Source organism: Cryobacterium sp. MDB2-A-1, from assembly GCF_004402675.1.
In the GTDB taxonomy this organism is placed as follows: domain Bacteria; phylum Actinomycetota; class Actinomycetes; order Actinomycetales; family Microbacteriaceae; genus Cryobacterium; species Cryobacterium glucosi.
This window is the reverse complement of record NZ_SOFK01000020.1, coordinates 79,553-100,249: the sequence shown is the minus strand read 5'-3', so window position 1 is coordinate 100,249 and position 20,697 is coordinate 79,553. Positions and strand designations below refer to the sequence as shown.

At 69.9% G+C, this 20,697-nt stretch carries 21 protein-coding genes; 19 read left to right on the top strand and 2 right to left on the bottom strand.

Annotated elements, in window-relative coordinates; translation table 11 throughout:
• Positions 1 to 208: 208 nt before the first annotated feature.
• The gene (locus E3O39_RS04710; RefSeq protein WP_134446286.1) at positions 209 to 1,606 is read left to right on the top strand and encodes a M23 family metallopeptidase; all 1,398 of its coding nucleotides are present in this window, start codon (positions 209 to 211) and stop codon (positions 1,604 to 1,606) included.
• Positions 1,599 to 3,014, top strand: a complete 1,416-nt coding sequence (locus E3O39_RS04705; RefSeq protein ID WP_134561769.1) for an NlpC/P60 family protein — start codon at positions 1,599 to 1,601, stop codon at positions 3,012 to 3,014. The genes E3O39_RS04710 and E3O39_RS04705 overlap by 8 nt, the downstream gene beginning before the upstream one ends.
• 251 nt (positions 3,015 to 3,265) lie before the next feature.
• On the opposite strand, the gene E3O39_RS04700 is transcribed toward E3O39_RS04705, so the two are convergent.
• Positions 3,266 to 3,757, bottom strand: a complete 492-nt coding sequence (locus tag E3O39_RS04700) for an inorganic diphosphatase (protein ID WP_134446288.1) — start codon at positions 3,755 to 3,757, stop codon at positions 3,266 to 3,268.
• Between the two features lie 45 nt (positions 3,758 to 3,802).
• Between E3O39_RS04700 and tilS the strand changes: the two genes are divergently transcribed.
• The 16 genes from tilS to cls all read left to right on the top strand — a co-directional run bounded on the left by tilS (position 3,803) and on the right by cls (position 18,034).
• Positions 3,803 to 5,041: a tRNA lysidine(34) synthetase TilS gene (gene tilS / locus E3O39_RS04695; RefSeq protein ID WP_134446289.1), complete on the top strand. Its 1,239-nt coding sequence runs from the start codon at positions 3,803 to 3,805 to the stop codon at positions 5,039 to 5,041.
• On the top strand, positions 5,022 to 5,573 hold the full coding sequence (hpt, locus tag E3O39_RS04690) for a hypoxanthine phosphoribosyltransferase (RefSeq protein WP_134446290.1): 552 nt from the start codon (positions 5,022 to 5,024) through the stop codon (positions 5,571 to 5,573). The genes tilS and hpt overlap by 20 nt, the downstream gene beginning before the upstream one ends.
• A gap of 87 nt (positions 5,574 to 5,660) precedes the next feature.
• On the top strand, positions 5,661 to 7,673 hold the full coding sequence (gene ftsH, locus E3O39_RS04685; protein ID WP_134446291.1) for an ATP-dependent zinc metalloprotease FtsH: 2,013 nt from the start codon (positions 5,661 to 5,663) through the stop codon (positions 7,671 to 7,673).
• A 7-nt stretch (positions 7,674 to 7,680) separates the two neighbouring features.
• Positions 7,681 to 8,250: a GTP cyclohydrolase I FolE gene (gene folE / locus E3O39_RS04680; protein WP_134446292.1), complete on the top strand. Its 570-nt coding sequence runs from the start codon at positions 7,681 to 7,683 to the stop codon at positions 8,248 to 8,250.
• On the top strand, positions 8,247 to 9,053 hold the full coding sequence (gene folP / locus E3O39_RS04675; RefSeq protein ID WP_134446293.1) for a dihydropteroate synthase: 807 nt from the start codon (positions 8,247 to 8,249) through the stop codon (positions 9,051 to 9,053). Before folE ends, folP begins: the two co-directional genes overlap by 4 nt.
• Positions 9,050 to 9,415, top strand: a complete 366-nt coding sequence (gene folB / locus E3O39_RS04670) for a dihydroneopterin aldolase (protein WP_134446294.1) — start codon at positions 9,050 to 9,052, stop codon at positions 9,413 to 9,415. Before folP ends, folB begins: the two co-directional genes overlap by 4 nt.
• A gap of 95 nt (positions 9,416 to 9,510) precedes the next feature.
• Complete coding sequence (gene folK / locus E3O39_RS04665; RefSeq protein WP_134446385.1) at positions 9,511 to 10,014, top strand: 2-amino-4-hydroxy-6-hydroxymethyldihydropteridine diphosphokinase; 504 nt, start codon at positions 9,511 to 9,513, stop codon at positions 10,012 to 10,014.
• Positions 10,011 to 10,496, top strand: a complete 486-nt coding sequence (locus E3O39_RS04660; RefSeq protein ID WP_134446295.1) for a DUF3180 domain-containing protein — start codon at positions 10,011 to 10,013, stop codon at positions 10,494 to 10,496. Before folK ends, E3O39_RS04660 begins: the two co-directional genes overlap by 4 nt.
• Positions 10,497 to 10,611: 115 nt before the next feature.
• Complete coding sequence (locus E3O39_RS04655; protein ID WP_174774641.1) at positions 10,612 to 11,082, top strand: PH domain-containing protein; 471 nt, start codon at positions 10,612 to 10,614, stop codon at positions 11,080 to 11,082.
• On the top strand, positions 11,079 to 12,782 hold the full coding sequence (locus E3O39_RS04650; protein WP_134446296.1) for a PH domain-containing protein: 1,704 nt from the start codon (positions 11,079 to 11,081) through the stop codon (positions 12,780 to 12,782). Before E3O39_RS04655 ends, E3O39_RS04650 begins: the two co-directional genes overlap by 4 nt.
• A complete protein-coding gene (locus E3O39_RS04645) occupies positions 12,779 to 13,594 on the top strand; it encodes a Rossmann-like and DUF2520 domain-containing protein (protein ID WP_134446297.1) in 816 nt (271 codons plus the stop codon). The genes E3O39_RS04650 and E3O39_RS04645 overlap by 4 nt, the downstream gene beginning before the upstream one ends.
• Positions 13,591 to 14,481: a pantoate--beta-alanine ligase gene (gene panC, locus E3O39_RS04640; protein WP_241984970.1), complete on the top strand. Its 891-nt coding sequence runs from the start codon at positions 13,591 to 13,593 to the stop codon at positions 14,479 to 14,481. Before E3O39_RS04645 ends, panC begins: the two co-directional genes overlap by 4 nt.
• A gap of 113 nt (positions 14,482 to 14,594) precedes the next feature.
• Positions 14,595 to 16,160: a lysine--tRNA ligase gene (lysS, locus tag E3O39_RS04635; protein WP_134446298.1), complete on the top strand. Its 1,566-nt coding sequence runs from the start codon at positions 14,595 to 14,597 to the stop codon at positions 16,158 to 16,160.
• A 5-nt stretch (positions 16,161 to 16,165) separates the two neighbouring features.
• Entirely contained in the window at positions 16,166 to 16,378 is a 213-nt protein-coding gene (locus tag E3O39_RS04630) for a hypothetical protein (RefSeq protein WP_134446299.1), read from the top strand.
• Between the two features lie 12 nt (positions 16,379 to 16,390).
• The gene (locus E3O39_RS18905) at positions 16,391 to 16,564 is read left to right on the top strand and encodes a hypothetical protein (RefSeq protein WP_166787248.1); all 174 of its coding nucleotides are present in this window, start codon (positions 16,391 to 16,393) and stop codon (positions 16,562 to 16,564) included.
• Between the two features lie 6 nt (positions 16,565 to 16,570).
• On the top strand, positions 16,571 to 18,034 hold the full coding sequence (cls, locus tag E3O39_RS04625; RefSeq protein WP_134446300.1) for a cardiolipin synthase: 1,464 nt from the start codon (positions 16,571 to 16,573) through the stop codon (positions 18,032 to 18,034).
• 47 nt (positions 18,035 to 18,081) lie between these two features.
• Here cls and E3O39_RS04620 read toward each other — a convergent pair whose 3' ends face one another.
• Positions 18,082 to 19,236, bottom strand: coding sequence for a pirin family protein (locus tag E3O39_RS04620; protein ID WP_347233234.1), 1,155 nt, complete (start codon positions 19,234 to 19,236; stop codon positions 18,082 to 18,084).
• A 124-nt stretch (positions 19,237 to 19,360) separates the two neighbouring features.
• On the opposite strand from E3O39_RS04620, the gene E3O39_RS04615 reads away from it, so the two are divergent.
• Positions 19,361 to 20,686, top strand: coding sequence for an amidohydrolase (locus E3O39_RS04615; protein ID WP_134446301.1), 1,326 nt, complete (start codon positions 19,361 to 19,363; stop codon positions 20,684 to 20,686).
• Positions 20,687 to 20,697 lie beyond the last annotated feature (11 nt).

The window sequence follows — 20,697 nt, the reverse complement described above, 5'->3', positions numbered from 1 at the left end:
TCTCTTGGGTGAAAACCCCAAATCGGCACGTGGACCGATGCCCGCGGCGTGTCGCCCGCGCCCCGGCGCGCCCGCGAATGGCGGCCGATCCGCCCGGTTGGGGGTTAGATTCGGGTCCGATAGCGGGCGATACTGGCGCGAACTTGTTACTGTGAAAAGAGTGGCATCGTGACCAGTGTGTTCACGCGGTGCCCAATCAGGGAGTTCTATGCGCAAGGCAGTGACGAGTGACCGCGGGGCCAGCGAACAGTCGGGTCCACTCCGGCCGGCCGGCGGACGCCGCGTTCACAGTCATCGGGGCCTGTTCAGAGGCACCGCCGCAACGGCCCTCGCAACGGCCCTCGCCCTCATCGTGACGCTCGTGATTCCCGCCGGCGGCGCCCAGGCGGTCGACTACCCGAGCTGGCAGGACGTGCAGAACGCGAAGTCGAACACGGCCGCCGCGTCCGCCAAGGTCACCGAAATCCAGAATCTGATCTCGAATCTTCAGACCCAGGTCGCCCAGACCCAGGCCGAGTCCGAGAAGCGCGGCGCCGAACTCCAGGTCGCCCAGCAGAACTACGACGACGCCACCCGGCGCGCATCCGACCTCCAGGCGCAGGCCGATACGAGCAAGGCGACAGCGGACGCCGCGACGAAGCAGGCCGGTCAGCTCGCGGCCCAGCTCTACCGCACGGGAGGCACCGACCTCACCGTCAACCTCTTCCTCGACGGTGATGCGAGCGGCCAGGGCGCCGACGCCCTGCTCGCCAAGCTCGGCAGCATGAGCAAGATGGTCGAGCGCAGCACCGGCGTCTACGAGGAGGCCCAGGCCGCCACGAACTCCGCCCAGGCGCTCGGAGACCAGGCCAAGATTGCCCAGACCGAACGCGAGACCCTGAATGTCGCTGCGCAGGCCGCGATGGTCGCCGCGCAGGCGGCCGCAGAGGCCGCCGCGAGCGCTCTCGCCGAGTCAGAGTCCAAGAGTGTCGAACTCGCCGCCCAGCTCGCCTTCATGCAGGACGCGCAGGCGTCCACCACCGCGGGCTATGAGGCCGGCGTCGCCGAGCGCGCCCGTCTCGCGGCGATCGAAGCCGCCCGGGCGGCGGCGGCTGCTGCCGCGGCCGCCGCAGCCAACCGCGGCAACTCGAGCGGCGGGGCAACCGGCAGCGCCGGAGCCGGCCTCGGCGGCGGGTACATCAGCTCCCAGGGCTGGGCCGTTCCGGCCAGCGGGCGCATCACCGATGGATTCGGCCCGCGCGCATCCATCTGCGGCTCGACCGGCTGCAGCGGAACATTCCACTACGGTACCGACCTCGGCGCCAGCTGTGGCGCTCCGATTTACGCAGCCCACGACGGTGTCGTTGAATACGCCGGCCCCAATGGTACGTACGGCAACTACATCCAGATCAACAACGGCGGCGGAATTTCGACCGGGTACGCGCACATTCGTCCCGGCGGCATCTTCGTGTCGAACGGCCAGAGCGTCAGCGCTGGACAGAACATCGGCAGCGTCGGGATGACCGGGGCCGCAGATGGCTGCCATCTCCACTTCGAAGTGCGGATCAACGGCGTCAAGTCCAACGCCGTGCCCTTCATGGCAAGCAAGGGAGCACCACTTGGCTAACGACGGCACGTCCTTCACGAAACGGAAGCCCGTGCGCCTCTTCGCCGCGGCCGTCGCGATCGGCGCGGTCTCGGCATCCGTCGGCATCATCGCTCCCGCCGCCTACGGCGACCAGGGTTACCCTAGCTGGGACGACGTACAGAACGCGAAAGCCAATGAGGCGACGAAGCAGGCCGAGATCGAGAAGATCACGGCGCTGCTGACGGGCCTGCAAACGGCGGCGGATGCCGCGTCCAAGGCCTCACAAGTCGCCGCCGAGGCGTACCGGGTCTCCCAGGACGAGCTCGACGCCGCCACCCTGCGTGAGACGAGCTTGACCGAACAGGCCGCGACCGCGTCGAAGAAGGCGGACACCTCGAAGATGCGGGCCGGCCTGATCGCCGCGCACCTGGCCAAGACCGGCGCGCAGGACCTCTCGCTCAACCTGTTCCTGAACGGCAGCAGCGCCGACGACCTCCTCGAGCAGCTCGGAACCGCGAGCAAGCTCAGCGAGCAGTCCGAGACCATCTACCGGGAGGCCGTCCAGGACAAGAACTCGGCAGAGTCCCTCGGCGGGCAGGCCGCCGCGGCGACCGTCGAGCGCACCCGGCTCACGGGCGAGTCCATGACGAAGTTCGATGCGGCAAGTGGCGCGGCCCAGGCCGCGGAAGCCGCCCTCGAGGCCGAGCAGCAGAAGTCGAACGATCTCTACGGGCAGCTCGCCCTCCTCAAGGACACCACGGCAGACACCGAGCGTTCCTACCAGGCCGGTGTGGATGCCGCGGCTGCGGCGGCCGCGCTCGCTGCGGCGCAGTCCGCGGCAGCGGCCAGGGCTGCCGCAGACCAGGCGGCGTCGGCCGCGCGGGCTGCAGCCGCGTCTGCTGCTGCTGCGGCTCAAGCCCAGGCTCCGGCCGCGGGGGGCGGGAGCAATTCGGGATCCGGCAGCTCCGGGTCCGGCAGTTCGGGATCCGGCAGCAGCTCCGGCTCCGGCAGCTCGGGATCCGGCTCGTCCTCGGGCGGCGGCGCGGCGACCGCGCCCGCTCCGAACGCGAGCGCCGTGCAGACCGCAATCGCCTTCGCCCGCGCTCAGCTCGGCGACCGCTACCTCCTCGGCGGCTCGGGCCCCGACGCGTGGGACTGCTCCGGTCTGACCAAGGCCGCCTATGCCGCGGCCGGGGTCTACATCGGCACCCATTCCGCCACGAACCAGTACAACACCATGGCCAGCCAGGGCCGGCTCGTCTCCTTCAGTAACGTGCAGGTCGGGGACCTCGTCTTCTGGGGCAGCGGCGGCGACTACTACCACGTGGCCATCTACGTCGGCGGTGGCCAGGTTCTCGAGGCCCCCGACGTCGGCAAGCCCGTGCGCATCCACTCAATCTGGTCGCCCGGCGACGTCGCGTCCTACGTGGGCCGCCCCACCGGCTGACCCGACCGCCCCTCGCCCGTCCCGTCCCGCAGCGCTCGCACCCTCCCGCGCGCCATTTCCGCCGCTACGCTGCCGGCATGCCTGGCGCACGTGGCGCACGTGGCGCACGTGGCGCACGTGGCGCACGTGGCGCACGTGGCGCGCGAGAGCGGATGCCGGGGGGTCCGCGACGCAGAAAGGCCCCCCGGAGCGATCCGGGGGGCCTTCGTGGTGCGGCAGCGCGCGAGCGCGATGCACGAAGCGCGCTAGGGTCAGTGGCCCTCGGCGGCGAGCTTCTTGATGCCGTCTTCGACGATCTGGTTGGCTTCGGCGGCGTCGCCCCAGCCCTCCGTCTTGACCCACTTGTTCGGTTCGAGGTCCTTGTAGTGCTCGAAGAAGTGCTCGATCTCCTTGCGGGTGTACTCCGGGATGTCGAGGACGTCCTGGATGTGGTCCCAGCGGGGGTCGCCCGCGGGAACGGCGATGACCTTGGCGTCCGAGCCGCCGTCATCCGTCATGTTGAAGACACCGACCGGACGCACCGAGACGCCGACGCCGGGGAACAGCGGGAAGTCGAGCAGCACGAGAACGTCGACGGGATCGCCGTCGAGGCCGAGGGTGTTCTCGAAGAACCCGTAGTCCGTCGGGTACACGAAGCTCGTGTAGAGCACACGGTCGAGGTAGACCCGTCCGGTCTCGTGGTCGACCTCGTACTTGTTGCGGCTTCCCCGGGGAATTTCGATTACTGCGTCATATGCGGCCATGGCCTGGTCTCTCCCTTGTTCACAGTCTCCGGATAACGTTACTGGATGGAGTCCACGCGCCGCCCGAGACTGACACCGGAGATCGCCGACATCCGCCGGGCGATCCGCGTCGTGCTGGCGGACGCCGGGCTCGGCTCCTCAGCGACGCCGCCGGCTTCCGGGTCCGAACCCTCCGCCCCCGGCACCTTCGTCCCCGGTGCATCCGCACCAGACGCCGAAACGCGCGGCCTCGTCCTCGTCGGCCTCAGCGGCGGCCCGGATTCGCTCGCGCTCGCGGCCGGGACTGCCTTCGAGGCAGCGCGGGCGGGACTCCGCGCCGGGGCCGTGATCGTCGACCACGCCCTGCAGCCCGGGTCCGCGGACGTCGCCGCCGAGGCCGCCCGGCAGGCAACGGCCCTCGGCCTCGACCCCGTGCTCGTCGTGCGCATCACCGTCGACCACGGCGAGAACCACCGGGGGAGTGCCGCAGACACCGACCCCGCCGAGACCTACAGCGGCCCGGAGGCCGCGGCCCGCACCGGCCGCTATGCCGCGTTCGTCCGTGCACTCGCCGACACCGGCGCGAGCCACGTGCTGCTCGGTCACACGCTCGACGACCAGGCCGAAACCGTGCTGCTCGGCCTCGCCCGCGGCTCCGGCCCGGTCAGCCTGCACGGCATGCTGCGGGTCAGCGGCGCGTACCTCCGCCCCCTGCTCGGGATCCGCCGCGCCCAGACCGTCGCCGCCTGCACGGATTCCGGCCTCACCCCCTGGACGGACCCGCACAACGCGGAACACCGGTTCGCCCGCGTCAGGGTGCGCGACACGGTCCTGCCGGCGCTCGAGCGCGAGCTCGGACCCGGTGTCGCCGAGGCACTCGCCCGCACCGCGGACCTGTTGCGGGAAGACGCCGCAGCCCTCGACGAACGCGCGGCGGAGCTCGCCGGCGGATCCTTCGAGATCGTCGCAGGCGGCATCCGTGTGCCCGTCGAGGTGCTCGCCGAACAGCCCGTCGCGCTCCGGAACCGGCTGATCCGGCTCGCGGCGGCACGCACAGTCCTGCGCGCCGCCGGTGCCGGCGCTGGCACCGTCGTGATGGCCCTGCCCCGCGGGGCGACCCTGGCCGTCGGCCGGCTCGTGACCGATTGGCACGGCCAGGGCCCGCTCGACCTGCCAGGCGTTAGAGTTGTACGGCACGATGGCTGGCTCGTCTTCACCGGGCCCGGCCTCGCACGGCACGCACGGCCAACTGAATACGCACAAAGCAAAGGACCCTCCCTCCCCCATGGAACCCCGCGACATTGATGGCGACCTCACCGAAATCCTGATCGAAGAAGAGCAGATCCACGGCCGCCTCGCCGAACTCTGCCGCCGGATCGAAGCCGACTACGCGGGCAAGGATCTCCTGCTCGTCGGTGTCCTCAAAGGCGCAGTGATGGTGATGGCCGACCTGGCCCGCGAACTCAAGCATCCGATCGCGATGGACTGGATGGCGGTGAGCTCATACGGCTCCGGAACCCAGTCGAGCGGCGTCGTCCGGATCCTCAAGGACCTCGACACCGACCTGCACGGCCGCAACGTGCTCATCGTCGAGGACATCATCGACTCCGGCCTGACCCTTTCCTGGCTGATCGCGAACCTCAAGTCCCGCCAGCCGGAATCCGTCGAGATCTGCGCGCTGCTCCGCAAGCCGGACGCCGCCCGGGTCGACATCGACGTCAAGTACCTCGGCTTCGACATCCCGAACCAGTTCGTCGTCGGTTACGGCCTCGATTATGCCGAGAAGTACCGCAACCTGCGTTCCGTTGCCGTGCTCGCCCCGCACATCTACTCCTGAGAAGCGGATGCCTGCCTCGGCCTCGCATCGCGCTCAGGGCGAACACACGGTGACCGCTCAGTGCGGGCACGGTAGCCTGACAAGACGATGAACGTCAAGAAGCTACTCCGCGGGCCACTCCTCTACATCATTCTGGCGATTATCGCCGTCTGGATAGGGTCGAGTCTGATCACCATGTCCGGGTTCCGAGAGATTCCGACCGCGCAGGGACTCCAGTTCCTCAAGGACGGAAAGGTCTCGGAGGCCAAGATCGTCGACGGCGAGCAGCGCGTCGACCTCACACTGTCCCAGGCCGACGACAAGCTCGGCACCAAGGTGCAGTTCTACTACGTCGCTCCGCGTGGCACCGAGGTCGTCAACGCCGTCACGAGCGCCGACCTGTCCGGCGGCTTCACCGATGAGGTGCCGCAGACCAACTGGTTCGTGACCCTGCTCGGCTACCTGCTCCCCGTGATCCTGATCGGCGGGTTCGCCTGGCTGATGCTTTCGGGCATGCAGGGCGGCGGCAACAAGGTCATGCAGTTCGGCAAGTCGAAGGCCAAGCTCGTCTCGAAGGAGAGCCCGCAGGTCACCTTCGCGGACGTCGCCGGCGCAGACGAGGCCATCGAAGAGCTCGAAGAAATCAAGGACTTCCTCAAGGAGCCCGCGAAGTTCCAGGCCGTCGGAGCGCGCATCCCCAAGGGTGTGCTGCTCTACGGCCCTCCCGGAACCGGTAAGACCCTGCTCGCCCGCGCCGTCGCAGGCGAGGCCGGGGTGCCGTTCTACTCGATCTCCGGCTCCGACTTCGTCGAGATGTTCGTCGGCGTCGGCGCGAGCCGCGTCCGCGACCTGTTCCAGCAGGCCAAGGAGAACGCCCCCGCGATCATCTTCATCGACGAGATCGACGCCGTCGGCCGCCACCGCGGCGCCGGCATGGGCGGCGGGCACGACGAACGCGAGCAGACCCTCAACCAGTTGCTCGTCGAGATGGACGGCTTCGACGTCAAGGCGAACGTCATCCTGATCGCCGCGACCAACCGCCCAGACATCCTCGACCCCGCGCTGCTCCGCCCCGGCCGCTTCGACCGCCAGATCGGCGTCGACGCCCCCGACATGCTCGGCCGCAAGAAGATCCTCGAGGTGCACGCCAAGGGCAAGCCGATGGCGCAGGGAGTCGACCTCGAGGTCCTCGCCCGCAAGACCCCCGGCTTCACCGGCGCTGACCTCGCCAACGTCCTCAACGAGGCCGCCCTGCTGACCGCACGCTCGAACGCGCAGTTGATCGACAACCGCGCCCTCGATGAGGCCGTCGACCGGGTGATGGCCGGCCCGCAGCGCCGCACCCGCATCATGCGCGACAAGGAAAAGCTGATCACCGCCTATCACGAGGGCGGCCACGCCCTCGTCGCGAGCGCAATGAACAACACGGACCCTGTCACGAAAATCACCATCCTTCCCCGCGGCCGTGCCCTCGGTTACACGATGGTCATGCCGCTCGAAGACCGTTACTCCGTCTCCCGCAACGAACTCCTCGACCAGCTCGCCTACGCGATGGGCGGCCGTGTCGCGGAAGAGATGATCTTCCACGACCCGACCACCGGCGCGAGCAACGACATCGAGAAGGCCACGGCGACCGCCCGCAAGATGGTCACCGAGTTCGGCATGAGCGCCGCCGTCGGCCCGCTCAAGCTGGGCCAGGCGTCCGGTGAGATGTTCCTGGGTCGCGACATGGGCCACCAGCGCGACTACTCCGAGCGCCTCGCCGAGAGCGTCGACACCGAAGTTCGCCTGCTGCTCGAGGCCGCCCACGACGAGGCATACGAGGTGCTCGGCAAGAACCGCGCCATTCTCGACACGCTCGCCGCGGAACTGCTGGAGCACGAGACCCTCGGCCAGACCGAACTCGCGCCGATCTTCGCCGGCATCGAAAAGCTCCCGCCGCGCCCGCAGTGGCTCTCGAGCGACAAGCGCCCGGTCTCGGACGTTCCCCCCATCGAGATGCCGCTGCCCAAGGCGCCCATCGAAGAGGGCATCGTTGACGGCGGAGTGTCCAGTGGAGACGCCGCAGAGACCAAGCCCAAGCGCGCGCCCGCCCGCACCCCGCGGCCCGCCACCGCCTAGGCCCCGGGTGGCAGTCGACAGGGCCCGAATCGAGGGTCTCGTCTCGGAGCTCCTCGCGGCGATCGGCGACGATCCGAACCGGCCGGGACTCGCCGACACGCCGCGCCGCGTCGCCGAGTCCTACGGGGAGTTCTTCGCCGGGCTCGGAACGGACCCGCTCGACCTGCTGCGGGACACCATCCCGGTCGGCCCGACGACGGGCGAGCTCGTGCTCGTGCGCGACCTCGACTTCCGGTCGGTCTGCGAGCATCACCTGCTCCCGTTCCTCGGCCGCGCCCACATCGCCTACCTGCCCGGCGAGAAGGTCGTCGGCCTCGGCCGGCTGCCCGCCCTTGTCGATTGCCTCGCCGCCCGCCCCCAGGTACAGGAACGCCTGACCGAGGAGATCGCGGAGGCGCTCCAGACCGGTCTGGAGCCCCGCGGCATCCTCGTTGTGCTCGACGCCGTGCACGGGTGCGTCACGATGCGCGGCGCCCGCCAGGTCAACAGCTCGACCGTCACACTCGCCGTACGCGGCGAACTCGCCGAACCGGCCCGCCGCGCCGAAGTGATGGCCCTGATCGGCGCAGGCTCATGACCCGCATCATGGGCGTGCTCAATGTCACGCCCGATTCCTTCAGCGACGGCGGCAAGTGGGCGTCGACGGATGCCGCGATCCGGCACGGTCTCCTGCTCCGGTCCGAAGGCGCGGACGTCATCGACGTCGGCGGCGAATCGACGAGGCCGGGCGCCGGCCGCGTCGCCCCCGCCGTCGAACAGGCCCGGGTTATCCCCGTGATCACCGAGCTCGCCCGGCAGGGCCTCGTGCTGAGCGTCGACACCCTCAACGCCTCGACCGCCCGCGCGGCCGCGGCCGCGGGGGCGAGCATCATCAACGACGTCTCCGGTGGCCTCGCCGACCCGCTGATGGCCAGCGTCGCCGCCGAGAGCGGCCTCACCTTCATCGCGATGCACTGGCGCGGCCACGCCCGCACCATGGACGACCTCGCGGTCTACGGCGACGTCGTCGCCGACGTCCGGGCCGAACTCGCCTGGCGCGTCGAGGCCCTCGTCGCCGCAGGGGTGCCACGGGAGCGGATCGTGCTCGACCCCGGCCTGGGGTTCTCCAAGCTCCCCGCCCACAACTGGGCCCTGCTCGCCAACCTCGCGGCCTTCGACATGCTCGGCCTTCCCGTCATGATCGGCGCCTCCCGCAAACGCTTCCTCGCGACCGCGCTCCCGGACGACGCCCCGATCGCCGCCCGTGACCTGCCGAGCGCCGTGGTCAGCGTGCTCGCCGCCCAGGCCGGCGCCTGGGCCGTGCGCGTGCATGACGTGGCGGCAACCCGCGCGGCCCTGAAGGTGCTTGCGCTCGTGGAGTCGGCCAGAATAGAGCCATGATCCGCGATTGCATCACTCTCACCGGGCTGCGGGTCACCGCTCACCACGGCGTCTACGACTTCGAGCGTGAGAACGGCCAGGATTTCGTGATCGACGTCACCGTCTGGCTCGACCTGCACGCCGCGGCGTCGAGCGACGACGTCAGCCGCACCATCCACTACGGCGAACTCGCGATCGAGGTGACGGAGGCGGCGGCGGTCAACCCGGTCGACCTGATCGAGACGGTCGCGGAGCGGATCGCGGGCGTCGTGCTCGCCCACCCCGCCGCCGAGACCGTGCAGGTCACCGTGCACAAGCCGCAGGCCCCGATCAGTGTCCCCTTCACCGACGTCTCCGTGCAGATCACGAGGTCCCGGCCGTGAACCCCGCCCCCGTGACGCCGAACCCCGCCCCTGAGGTGTCGCAAATCGACGTTCACGAGGCTCGCGAAGGTCGATTTGCGACACCTCACGAGGCTGTGGACGCGGTGTTGTCGCTCGGGAGCAACCTGGGTGACCGGGAGGCGACCCTCGAAGCCGCCGTCCGAGACCTCGGGAAGGTGCCCGGGCTCTCCGTCACCGGGGTATCTCCGCTCTACGAGTCCGCTGCCGTGAAACCGGACGGGGTCGACGAGGACGCTCCCCGGTACTTGAACCTGGCCGTCGGCATCCGCTTCACCGGAGACGCCCTCACCCTGCTCGACGCGGTCAACACCATCGAAAACGAGCACGGCCGGGTGCGCTCCGAGCGCTGGGGCGACCGCACCCTCGATATCGACGTCGTCGTCTTCGGGGCGCTCGAACAGGCGGATGCACGGCTCACCCTCCCGCACCCGCGTGCGGCAGACCGCGACTTCGTCCTCGCCCCCTGGCTCGACCTCGACCCGGACGCGGTGCTGCCGGGCCGCGGACCCGTGTCCGGTCTCCTCGCCGCGATCGGTTCGACCGTGCGCCGCTATCCGGCCCAGGAGGCGAGCCGATGAAGCGCACGCGTGCTTCCGTGATCGTCGCCTGGGTGCTCGGCGCCCTCGTCGGCGGGCTGCTGCTCGAGCTTGCGCTCGCGGCCGCCGGCCGTTCGATCCTGCTGCCGCCGGCGAGCCTCGCCCTCGCCCTCGTGCTCTGCGCGATCGTGGTCTTCGGCCTGGCCTGGCCGATCCGGAAGTCCACGAGAGGCGCCCTGGACGGCAAGCCGCGCAAGCCGGTCAACCCGTTCATGGCGGTTCGCGTCGCCGCGCTCGCAAAGGCATCCGCGTACAGCGGGGCCTTGCTGCTCGGAGCCGCCGGCGGCCTCGGCCTCTATCTGCTGACCCGTTCGGTGACTCCGGCGGTAGCATCGGTATGGCTCACCATTGGGATGGCGTTCGGCGCAGCGGTCCTCCTGGTGAGTGGTTTGGTTGCCGAGCATTTCTGTACTCTCCCTCCGGACGACGACGAGAACAGCAAACGAGGAGAAGTGCGTGCCTGACACCACTGAGGGATTCGCCGCCCCGGTACCCCCTGCCCCCGCACCCGTTGCCGTGTCGGTTTCCGAACCGGCACCCGAACTCGCCCAAACCCTCGACCCGGCCGGTCGCCTCGAACTGCCCGTCGCCGGCGAGTGGAAACGGGTCTCTCCGCGTTACGTCGTCGTCGAAATCGTCGGGACGGTGATCTTCGGACTCGTCCTCTGCGCCGGCGCGACCGCCCTCTGGCTCCTCGCCGAGGTCTCCTGGGCGCCGATCGTGCTCGCCCTGATCGTCGTCGTGACCCTGGTCGTCGTATTGTTCGAGCCCCGCCGGGTGCGCTCGATCGGCTACCAGCTCCGGCAGGACGACCTCCTCTTTCGCCGCGGCATCATGTTCCAGCGTTTCGTCTCGGTGCCGTACGGCCGGATGCAGCTCATCGACGTCACCCGCGGCCCGGTCGCCCGCTGGCTCGGCCTCGCCGACCTCAAGTTCGTCACCGCCGCCGCATCCTCCGGCGTGCTCGTTCCCGGCCTCGCCTTCGATGACGCCGAGGCGCTCCGTGACCGGCTCATCGAACTCGCCGAGAGTCGCCGGGCGGGACTGTGACCACCCTCGCCGACGGGGAGTGGCACCGGCTGCACCCGGCGAGCCCGCTGCTGCGCGGCGGACTCTTCATCGTGGCTATCCTCGGTTTCATCATCAGCAACCTCCGTGAGCGCCTGATCGACTTCTTCTTCCACGTGCCGACCTACGGCGACGACCCGATCGACGAGCTCTTCCGCCGTGGCGCGGTCGGCTGGGCGCTGCTCGGGGTCGTCGTTATCCTCGTCGTGATCCTGGTCGCCTTCTACCTGTCGTGGCGGATGCACACCTTCCGCGTCAGCGGCGAGGTCGTCGAGGTGCGCAGCGGGCTCGTCTTCCGCAGCAACCGCCGCGCCCGCCTCGACCGCATCCAGGGCGTCAACATCGTGCGCCCGTTCATCCCGCGGCTCTTCGGTGCAGCGAAACTCGAAGTCAGCGTCGCCGGCCAGGACGCCAACGTGCACCTCGCCTACCTCGGCTCCGCGGCAGCGGATGCCCTCCGCCGCGACATCCTGCACCTCGCCTCCGGAGCCCGCGCGGCCGCGGCACTTCCCTCCGATGCCGCGCCCGACGCCGCGGCGGAGGGCGAGGACTGGGTCGAGCACGCGGGCACCCGGGCGGCGGGCAGTGCCCTCGGCCCGTCCCTCGGCAGTGCCATCGGCACCGCGGCCGGCGGCATCGCCGGCGGGATCGGCGGCTTCGCGACCGACCGGGCCCACGAGTTCTTCGCCCCCGAGCTCGACCCGGACGCCGCGCCGCCCGAATCCGTTGTGCGGATCCCCCCGGGTCGCCTGATCGGCTCCGTGATCTTCAGCGGCTTCACCGTGTTCGTGCTGATCGCGATCGCGGTGCTGATCTGGAGCGTCTCCGCCGGCGGCAGCGGCTGGCTGCTCATCGCGATCTTCCCCGGACTGATCGGGAGCCTCAGCTTCTACGTCAACCGCTTCACGAAGTCCCTGCGCTACAGCATCGCGGGCACGCCGGACGGGGTGCGCGTGGGCTTCGGCCTGCTCTCGGTGAGCAACGAGACGCTCCCGCCCGGCCGCATCCATGCCGTGCGGGTCTCGCAGCCGTTGATCTGGCGCCCGTTCGGCTGGTGGCAGGTGCGCATCAACACCGCTGGCCACTCCACGAACAAGGGCGCCGCCGGCGAGGCGCACACCACAACCCTCCCGGTCGGCACACTCGCCGACGTCGCCAGGGTGCTCGAACTGATCCTGCCCGGTTTCGACAGCGACTCCGGCTCCGAGAACGGCCGGGAGAAGCTGCTCGTCGACCACGGCGTGCGCTCACCCGGCGGTGACGACGGCTACACCAACGCGCCGCGCCGGGCCGCGTGGCTCCGTCCGTTCTCCTGGCGGCGCACGGGCTTCACCGTCGCAGCCGACACGGTGCTCCTGCGCCGGGGTTTCGTCAGCCGGGAACTCACGCTCGTGCCGCTCGCCCGGCTGCAGAGCATCGCGATCGAACAGGGCCCGATCCAGCGGATGCTGCGCCTCGCGAAGCTCCGGGTGCACACCGTCGCCGGCCCGGTCGTCGCCACCCTCCCGGTCATCGACGTCCGAGAGGGGGAGCGCCTGTTCGAGCGCCTCTCCGCGGGAGCGATCTCGTCCGCTCGCGCCGACACCAGTCATCACTGGGCCGACCCCGGGCATCCGCTGAACCGGGCGATGCCAGACCGGCCGGCGCAGACCCTCGCACCGGCAGCGGAGGCGGCGCTGTGAGCGCCCGCCCCGGGCGTCTCGGCATCGGCATCGTCGGTGCCGGCAGGGTCGGCCCGATCCTCGGAGCCGCCCTCGCCGGAGCCGGCCACGCGATCGTCGGCATCTCGGCGATCTCGCAGTCCAGCCGCGACCGGGCGGAGGCGATCCTGCCGTTCGTGCCGATCCTGACCGTGCCCGAGATCGTCGAACGCAGCGAACTCGTGATCCTCGCCGTGCCGGACGCCCAGCTCGCGAGCCTCGTCGCCGGGCTCGCCACGACGAATACGTGGCAGGCCGGGCAGCTCGTGCTGCACACCTCGGCGAGGTTCGGCATCGGGGTGCTCGCGCCGGCGCTCGCCCAGGGCGCGATCCCGCTCGCCATCCACCCCGCGATGAGCTTCACCGGCACGAGCATCGACCTCGCCCGCCTCGCCGACAGCTATTTCGCCGTCACCGCGCCGACACCCGTGCTCCCGATCGGGCAGGCGCTCGTCGTCGAGATGGGCGGGGAGCCCGTCGTTGTCGCCGAGGGGGATCGGGCCCGCTACGCCGAGGCCGTCGAGATCGCCACCGCGTTCTCGACGTCCATCGTCGACCAGGCCGCAGCCCTGCTGACCTCGATCGGCATCGACCGGCCGGGCGGCGTGATCGGCCCGCTGATGCGCTCCGCGATGGAGAACGCCCTCTCCCGCACCGCGCCGGACCGCCTCGACCTGTCGGCACTCGACGACGACCACCTCGACGACCTCGACGATCTCGACGATGCCGTCGACCCCGAAGACCCCACCGGCCAGAACGACCGCACCGACCGCACCACAACGGAGGACGAGTGAACGTGCTCATCAAACCAGAAGTCATCGGCACCATCGACGGGCTGCGCGAGCGCATCGCCGCCGCGAAGAGGCGTGCAGAGCCCGGCCCGGCAGCGCGGGTCGTCCTCGTCCCCACCATGGGAGCCCTACACGCGGGGCACCTGTCGCTCGTGCGTCGCGCCCACGCCCGCGGCGGCATCGTCGTGGTCTCGATCTTCGTCAACCCGCTCCAGTTCGGGCCCACCGAGGACCTCGCGTCCTACCCGCGCACCCTCGACGCCGACGTCGCGGCGCTCGCCGCTGAGGGTGTCGCGTTCGTGTTCGCGCCCGAGGTGTCCACGATGTACCCGGACGGCGCCGCGGACACCCGCGTCACCGCCGGCCCGGTCGCCGCCCTCCTCGAGGGCGCTGTGCGCCCTGGCCACTTCGACGGCATGCTCACGGTCGTGACCAAGCTGATCAACATCGTCGGCCCCGACGTCGTCGTCTTCGGACAGAAGGACGCCCAGCAGGTCTTCCTCCTGCAGCAGGCGTTCGCCGACCTCAACGTGCGCACCGAGATCGATGTCGTCCCGATCGTGCGCGAGGCAAGCGGGCTGGCCCTCTCCAGCCGCAACCGCCGGCTCGAACCCGCGGACAAAGAGGCGGCCCTGGCCCTCTCCGCGGCGCTCACGGCCGCGGTCGCAGCCGCCCCCGACGGGCTGCAGGCGGCCCAGGTCGCCGCGCACACGATCCTCGCCGCCCAGCCACTGGTTAAGCTGGACTATCTCGTGGTCGTGAGCCCGCAGGACTTCCAGCCGGTCGCGGCGGGCTTCACCGGCCCGGCACGGATGCTCGTCGCCGCGCATGTCGGCAGCATTCGGCTGATCGACAACGAGGCCATCGACCTCGGAAGCGCAACCGCCTGAAGCGCTCGCCCGAAGCATCGGCACGACCCGCATGACCGCACGACGCGCACGACCGCACGAGCACGAGCACGACCTCGCACCTGCACGAACCTGAATCGCCAACGGAGATCCGCATGAGCCAGCACACCGAAACGACCGAGCCGACCGAGCCGACCGCCGAGCAGGCGGTGCAGGCCGAGCAGGCCGAGCAGGTCAGGGTCGAGCAGGAGAACAGCGAGCAGAAGCTCGTGCGCCTCGCCAAGCGCGACCGCCTCATCCAGGCGGCAACCACGCCCGGCGGTGGGGCATACCCGGTCGGCGTTCCCGTCACCGACACGATCCCCGCCGTTCGTGCCCGCTTCGGCGACCTCGAAGCGGATGCCGTCACGGGCGTCACCGTCGGCGTCGCCGGCCGCGTGGTGTTCCTCCGCAACACCGGCAAGCTGTGCTTCGCGAGTCTCCAGGCCGGCGACGGCAGCCGGATCCAGGCCATGGTCTCCCTCGCCGCCGTCGGCGTCGACTCCCTCGCCGCCTGGAAGGACCTCGTCGACCTCGGCGACCACCTCTTCGTCGCCGGAGAGGTCATCTCCTCCCGCCGTGGCGAGCTCTCCATCATGGTCACCGAATGGCAGGTCGCCGCGAAGGCCTTGCTGCCGCTGCCGAACCTGCACTCCGAGCTGAGCGAGGAGACCCGGGTGCGGAGCCGCTACCTCGACCTGATCAGTCGCGAGCAGGCCCGCCGCAGCGTCATCCAGCGCTCGCAGACCGTCGCGAGCCTGCGGAAGACCTTCACGGACCGGAACTTCCTGGAGATCGAGACGCCGATGCTCCAGGTGATGCACGGCGGAGCATCCGCTCGCCCGTTTTCGACCCACAGCAACGCCTTCGACACCGAACTCTTCCTGCGCATCGCGCCGGAGCTGTTCCTCAAGCGCGCGGTCGTCGGCGGCATCGACCGGGTCTACGAGATCAACCGCAACTTCCGCAACGAGGGTGCAGACTCGACGCACTCTCCCGAATTCGCGATGCTCGAGGCCTACGAGGCATACGGAGACTACAACTCGATCGCCGACCTCACCCAGACGCTGATCCAGAACGCGGCGACGGCGGTCTCGGGCTCGCACGTCGTGACCTGGGCGGACGGCACCGAGTTCGACCTCGGCGGCGACTGGGACCGGATCGGCATGTACGACAGCCTGTCCGCCGCGGTCGGCCGCACGATCTCCCCGGAGACCCCCCTCGCCGAGCTGCAGGAGCTCGCGGCCAGGGAGGACGTCGCGGTCGAGCACCCCATCCACGGCAAGTACGTCGAGGAACTCTGGGAGCACTTCGTCAAGGGCGGCCTCACCCGGCCCACCTTCGTGATGGACTTCCCCGTCGACACGAGCCCGCTCGTGCGCGGGCACCGTTCGGTGGCCGGCGTCGTCGAGAAGTGGGACCTCTACGTGCGCGGCTTCGAACTCGCGACCGGGTACTCCGAGCTCGTCGACCCGGTCATCCAGCGGGAGCGTTTCGTCGAGCAGGCCCGCCTCGCGGCCGGCGGCGACCCGGAGGCGATGCGCCTCGACGAAGAGTTCCTGCGCGCCCTCGAGTACGGCATGCCGCCGACCGGTGGCATGGGCATGGGCATCGACCGGCTGCTGATGGCCCTCTCCGGCCTCGGCATCCGCGAGACCATCCTCTTCCCGTTGGTAAAGTGAAGGCCATGAACACCCAGCCGCAGGACGACACCACCCCGGACGAGCCTTCCCAGGCAGCGGATGCCATCGACAAGGCTCCGACGGACTCGGCCTCCGAGCCCAAAGCGCCCAAGGAGCGCCAGCCGATCACGACCAACCGCATCGTGCTGTGGGTGATCGTCGCCGCGATCGGGATCTACTTTGTCGGCACCGGCCTCTACGGCATCCTCGTCAAGTAGTCTGAGGGAACTATGGACTTCTTCTGGGGTGCGTTCTTCTCGATCCTGCCGACGGTCGCGCTCGGATTGATCTTCTGGGTCATCATGCGCTCGATCCTCAGGGCCGACCGCACCGAGCGGAAGGTGTATTCGGAGATCGAGGCCGAAGAGCGCGCGAAGCTCGGGCTCGAAAAGCCCGTCACCTAACCTCGCATGTTCGGCATCGACATCTCGACCTTCATCCTCATTGTGGCCTTGGTCGTCGATTTCACCATCCGCGTCGTCGCCATCATCGTCGTACCCCGCAACCGTCGCCCGACGTCGGGTATGGCCTGGTTGCTCGCGATCTTCTTCATTCCCTACATCGGTGCCCTCCTCTTCCTGATGATCGGCTACCGCACCCTGCCGAAGAAGCGGCTGGAGATGCAGGAGGAGATCAACCAGTTCATCCTCGAGAGCACCGACGGGATCGAGCAGGTGCGTCGCGACCACCCGTGGCCCGGCTGGCTCGAATCCGTGGTCGAGCTCAACCGCAACCTCGGGGCGATGCCGCTCGTCGGCGGCAACACCGCGCGCCTGCTCGGCGACTACGAGGCGACCTTCGCCGAGATGATCGTCGACATCGACAAGGCCGAGAGATGGGTGCACGTCGAGTTCTACATCCTCTCCCTCGACAAGACCACCGCACCGTTCTTCGACGCGATGGAGCGCGCGGTGCAGCGCGGCGTGACCGTGCGGGTGCTGATGGACCACATCCAGTCGATGCGTAAGCCCGGCTACCGCAAGACCCTCCGCCGGCTCACCGAATCCGGGGTCAAGTGGGAGCTCATGCTCCCGTTGCAGCCGTTCAAGGGCAAGTGGCAACGGCCGGACCTCCGCAACCATCGCAAGCTCGTGACCGTCGACGGCGTCGTCGGCTACATGGGCTCGCAGAACATCATCGACCGCACCTACAACATGAAGTCGAACATCCGGCGCGGGCTCAAGTGGAAAGACCTGATGACCCGGCTCGAGGGCCCGATCGTCGCCGGGCTCAACGCGATCTTCATCACCGACTGGTACGGCGAGACGAACGAGCTCCTCACCCGCGACATCCAGGCGGTGCAGCCCACGACGGCGCCGCACACCCTGGACTGCCAGGTCGTGCCGAGCGGGCCGGGGTTCGAGGGCGAGAACAACCTGCGGCTCTTCCTCGCGCTGCTCTACTACGCGCAGGAACGCATCGTGATCACGAGCCCGTACTTCGTGCCCGACGAGTCGATCATGTACGCGATCACGACCGCGACCCAGCGCGGGCTGCACGTCGAGCTCTTCGTCTCCGAGATCGGCGACCAGGCCCTCGTCTACCACGCCCAGCGGTCGTACTACGAGGAACTGCTCCGGGCCGGTGTGATCATCTACATGTATAAGGCCCCGTACGTGCTGCACGCCAAGCACTTCACGATCGACGACGAGGTCGCGGTGATCGGGTCGAGCAATATGGACATGCGCTCGTTCAGCCTCAACTTCGAGGTGTCCCTGATGGTGCGCGGCCGCAGCTTCGTGCGCGACCTGCGCGCGGTCGAGGACGGCTACCGGGCCGACAGCAAGTTGCTCACCCTCGATGACTGGATGAAGCAGCCGCTGCGCTCCACCATCCTCGACAACCTCGCCCGCCTCACCTCCGCCGTCCAGTAGCCCCCGCCCCCGCCCCCGCTTTCGCGAGCTGAGTTGCTGGGCGCGGCTCAGGCGCGGGGCTTGAGGCGCACCGTCGGGAGCTCGGGGGCGGGGAGTGCGGGCCCCGGGTAGCCGGCGACGGTGCCGAAACGACCGACGGCATCCGCCCCCTCGATGACCTCGGACTGCCACTCGGCCCGCCACCCGGCGATCTCCTCGTGGCTGCGGCCGATGAAGTTCCACCACATCACGAGCTGCTCCTGGAACGGTTCGCCGCCGAGCAACAGCACCCTGGCCGGGTGCCTGGCGTGATTCTCCAGGCGGATGCCGCCGTGCCCTGCCCCGAGGTGGCCCAGCTCGCTGCGCGCGAGCGTGACGCCCTCGAGGAGCACCGGGCCGCGATCGACGAGCACCCCGTGTTCGAACGCGGGGTCGAGGTCCAGGTCGAGCGTCGCGCCGGCAGGGAGGTCGACCTGGGCGCCGAGCACCGGGCTGTAGACCCGGGCCGCCGAGACGACGGGGCCGAGCGTGCCGATGAACACCCGCGCGGTCGCCCCGCCGCCGAGGGGCGTCTGCGGAACCTCGTGGTGTTCGAAGTGCGGCGCCTGGTGCCGGTGCTCCTCGGGCAGCGCGAGCCAGAGCTGAACGCCGTGCAGTACGCGGGTCTCCGGCGTCGACACCTCGGAGTGGCTGATGCCGCGCCCTGCGGTCATCAGGTTGAGCTCGCCGGGGAGCACCGGCGCGTGGCTGCCGGCGCTGTCGCGGTGCTCGATCTCCCCTTCGAAGAGCCAGCTGACGGTCTGCAGACCGGTGTGCGGATGCGGCGGCACGACCATGCCGCGACGGGCGCCGTCCGCGACGTCTCCCGATGCCTCCTCGCGAGCGCCGGTGCCGGTTGTGGTCGCCTGTGCAGTTTCGAGGGCGATCGGGGGTGCGATCTCGTCTGGCCCGTAGTGGTCGATGAAACACCAGGCCCCGATCGTGGACCGACCGCGTTGGGGCAGGGTGCGGCGCACGTTCATGGCGCGGGGGCCGCCGAGCGGCACGTCCCGCGGGAGCAGCAGGAGCACCGGGCCGCCGGCATCCGCCGTGTGGCCGGGGGCGGTTCGCGCACCAGCGGGGCCAGTGCTCGCATCCACCGAACCGGAGGGAGCCGTGGTCGCCACGGGTCCCTCGGCGCCGGCGATCACGAGCTCGGAGGGGTCACGTTCGAGGTTGCTCACGCTCGCAGCCTAGGCGCAACTGCGGCGCCGGCGCACGAAGCACTGGCGCCACACCCCCCGAACGGTCACGATGGACCTGTCGAGTCATCGTCGCGTCCGTAAACGCCTCTCTCCAGGAGCCGCAATGTCTGATCAGACCCCAGCCGCGCCCGCCCACGCTTCGCCCGCCCCCGCTCCCGCGACGGCCCCTCCGGCAGCGCCCGGCACAGGGGAGACGCCTGCCGCCGTCGAGGACCTGCTCCCCGGGCTCGGCGCGCTCTACGAGGACCTGCACCGGAACCCCGAGCTCTCCTTCGCCGAGCACCGCACCGCTGCCCTGCTCGCCGGGCGGTTACGCTCCCTCGGCTACGCGGTGACCGAAGGCGTCGGCCGTACCGGCGTCGTCGGTATCCTGCGCAACGGCGCCGGGCCGACCGTGCTGCTGCGCGCCGACATCGACGCCCTGCCCGTCGCTGAGGCCACAGGGCTGCCCTATGCGAGCACGGTCACCCAGGTCGGCGTCGACGGCGTCGAGTCGCCGGTCATGCACGCCTGCGGCCACGACATGCACGCCACCTGGCTGATCGGCGCCGCCGCCATCCTCGCCGGGCAGCGCGCCGACTGGTCCGGCACCCTTCAGCTCGTGTTCCAGCCCGCCGAGGAGCTCGGCGCCGGCGCCGCCGCGATGATCGACGACGGCTTCTTCGACCGCTTCGGAACGCCCGACATCACCCTCGGCCAGCACGTCACCCCGTGGCCGGCCGGCGAGCTGCTCTACCGTGCCGGGAGCGTCATGACCGCGGCCGATTCGATCCGCATCGTGCTGCACGGCACGGGGTCACACGGATCCACCCCCGAGCAGTCCGTCGATCCCGTCGTGCTCGCGGCATCCGTCGTCTTGCGCCTGCAGACGATCGTGTCGCGCGAGATCGCCGCCGCCGACTTCGGCGTGCTCACGATCGGCACCCTGCACGCCGGCACCAAGCAGAACATCATCCCCGACTCTGCCGAGCTCGGCATCAGCATGCGCACCTACGAACCGCTCGTGCGTGAGCGGATGCTCGCCGCCATCACCCGGATCGTCACCGGCGAGTGCGAGGCGGCCGGTTCGCCGCGCCCGCCGGAGATCGAGGTCACCTTCTCGGTGCCGGCCCTGGTCAACGAGCCGGCCGTGACGGCCGAGTTCGCTGCACTGTTCACCGAACGCTTCGGCGCCGGCCGGGTGGGCGTCGGCCCGCAGGCGGCGCCGAGCGAGGACTTCGGCCTCTGGGGCACCCGCGCAGGCTGCCCGTCCTTCTTCTGGTTCAACGGTGGCGGCGACCCCGCCGCGTTCCGTGCCGCGATCGCCGCCGGCCGCATGCAGGACGTGCACTTCAACCACTCGCCGTTCTACGCTCCGGTACAGGACCCCACGATCCAGACCGGCGTCGAGGCCATGGTGGCCGCGGCCCGCCACGCCCTCGCCCGCTGACCGTCAGGGTC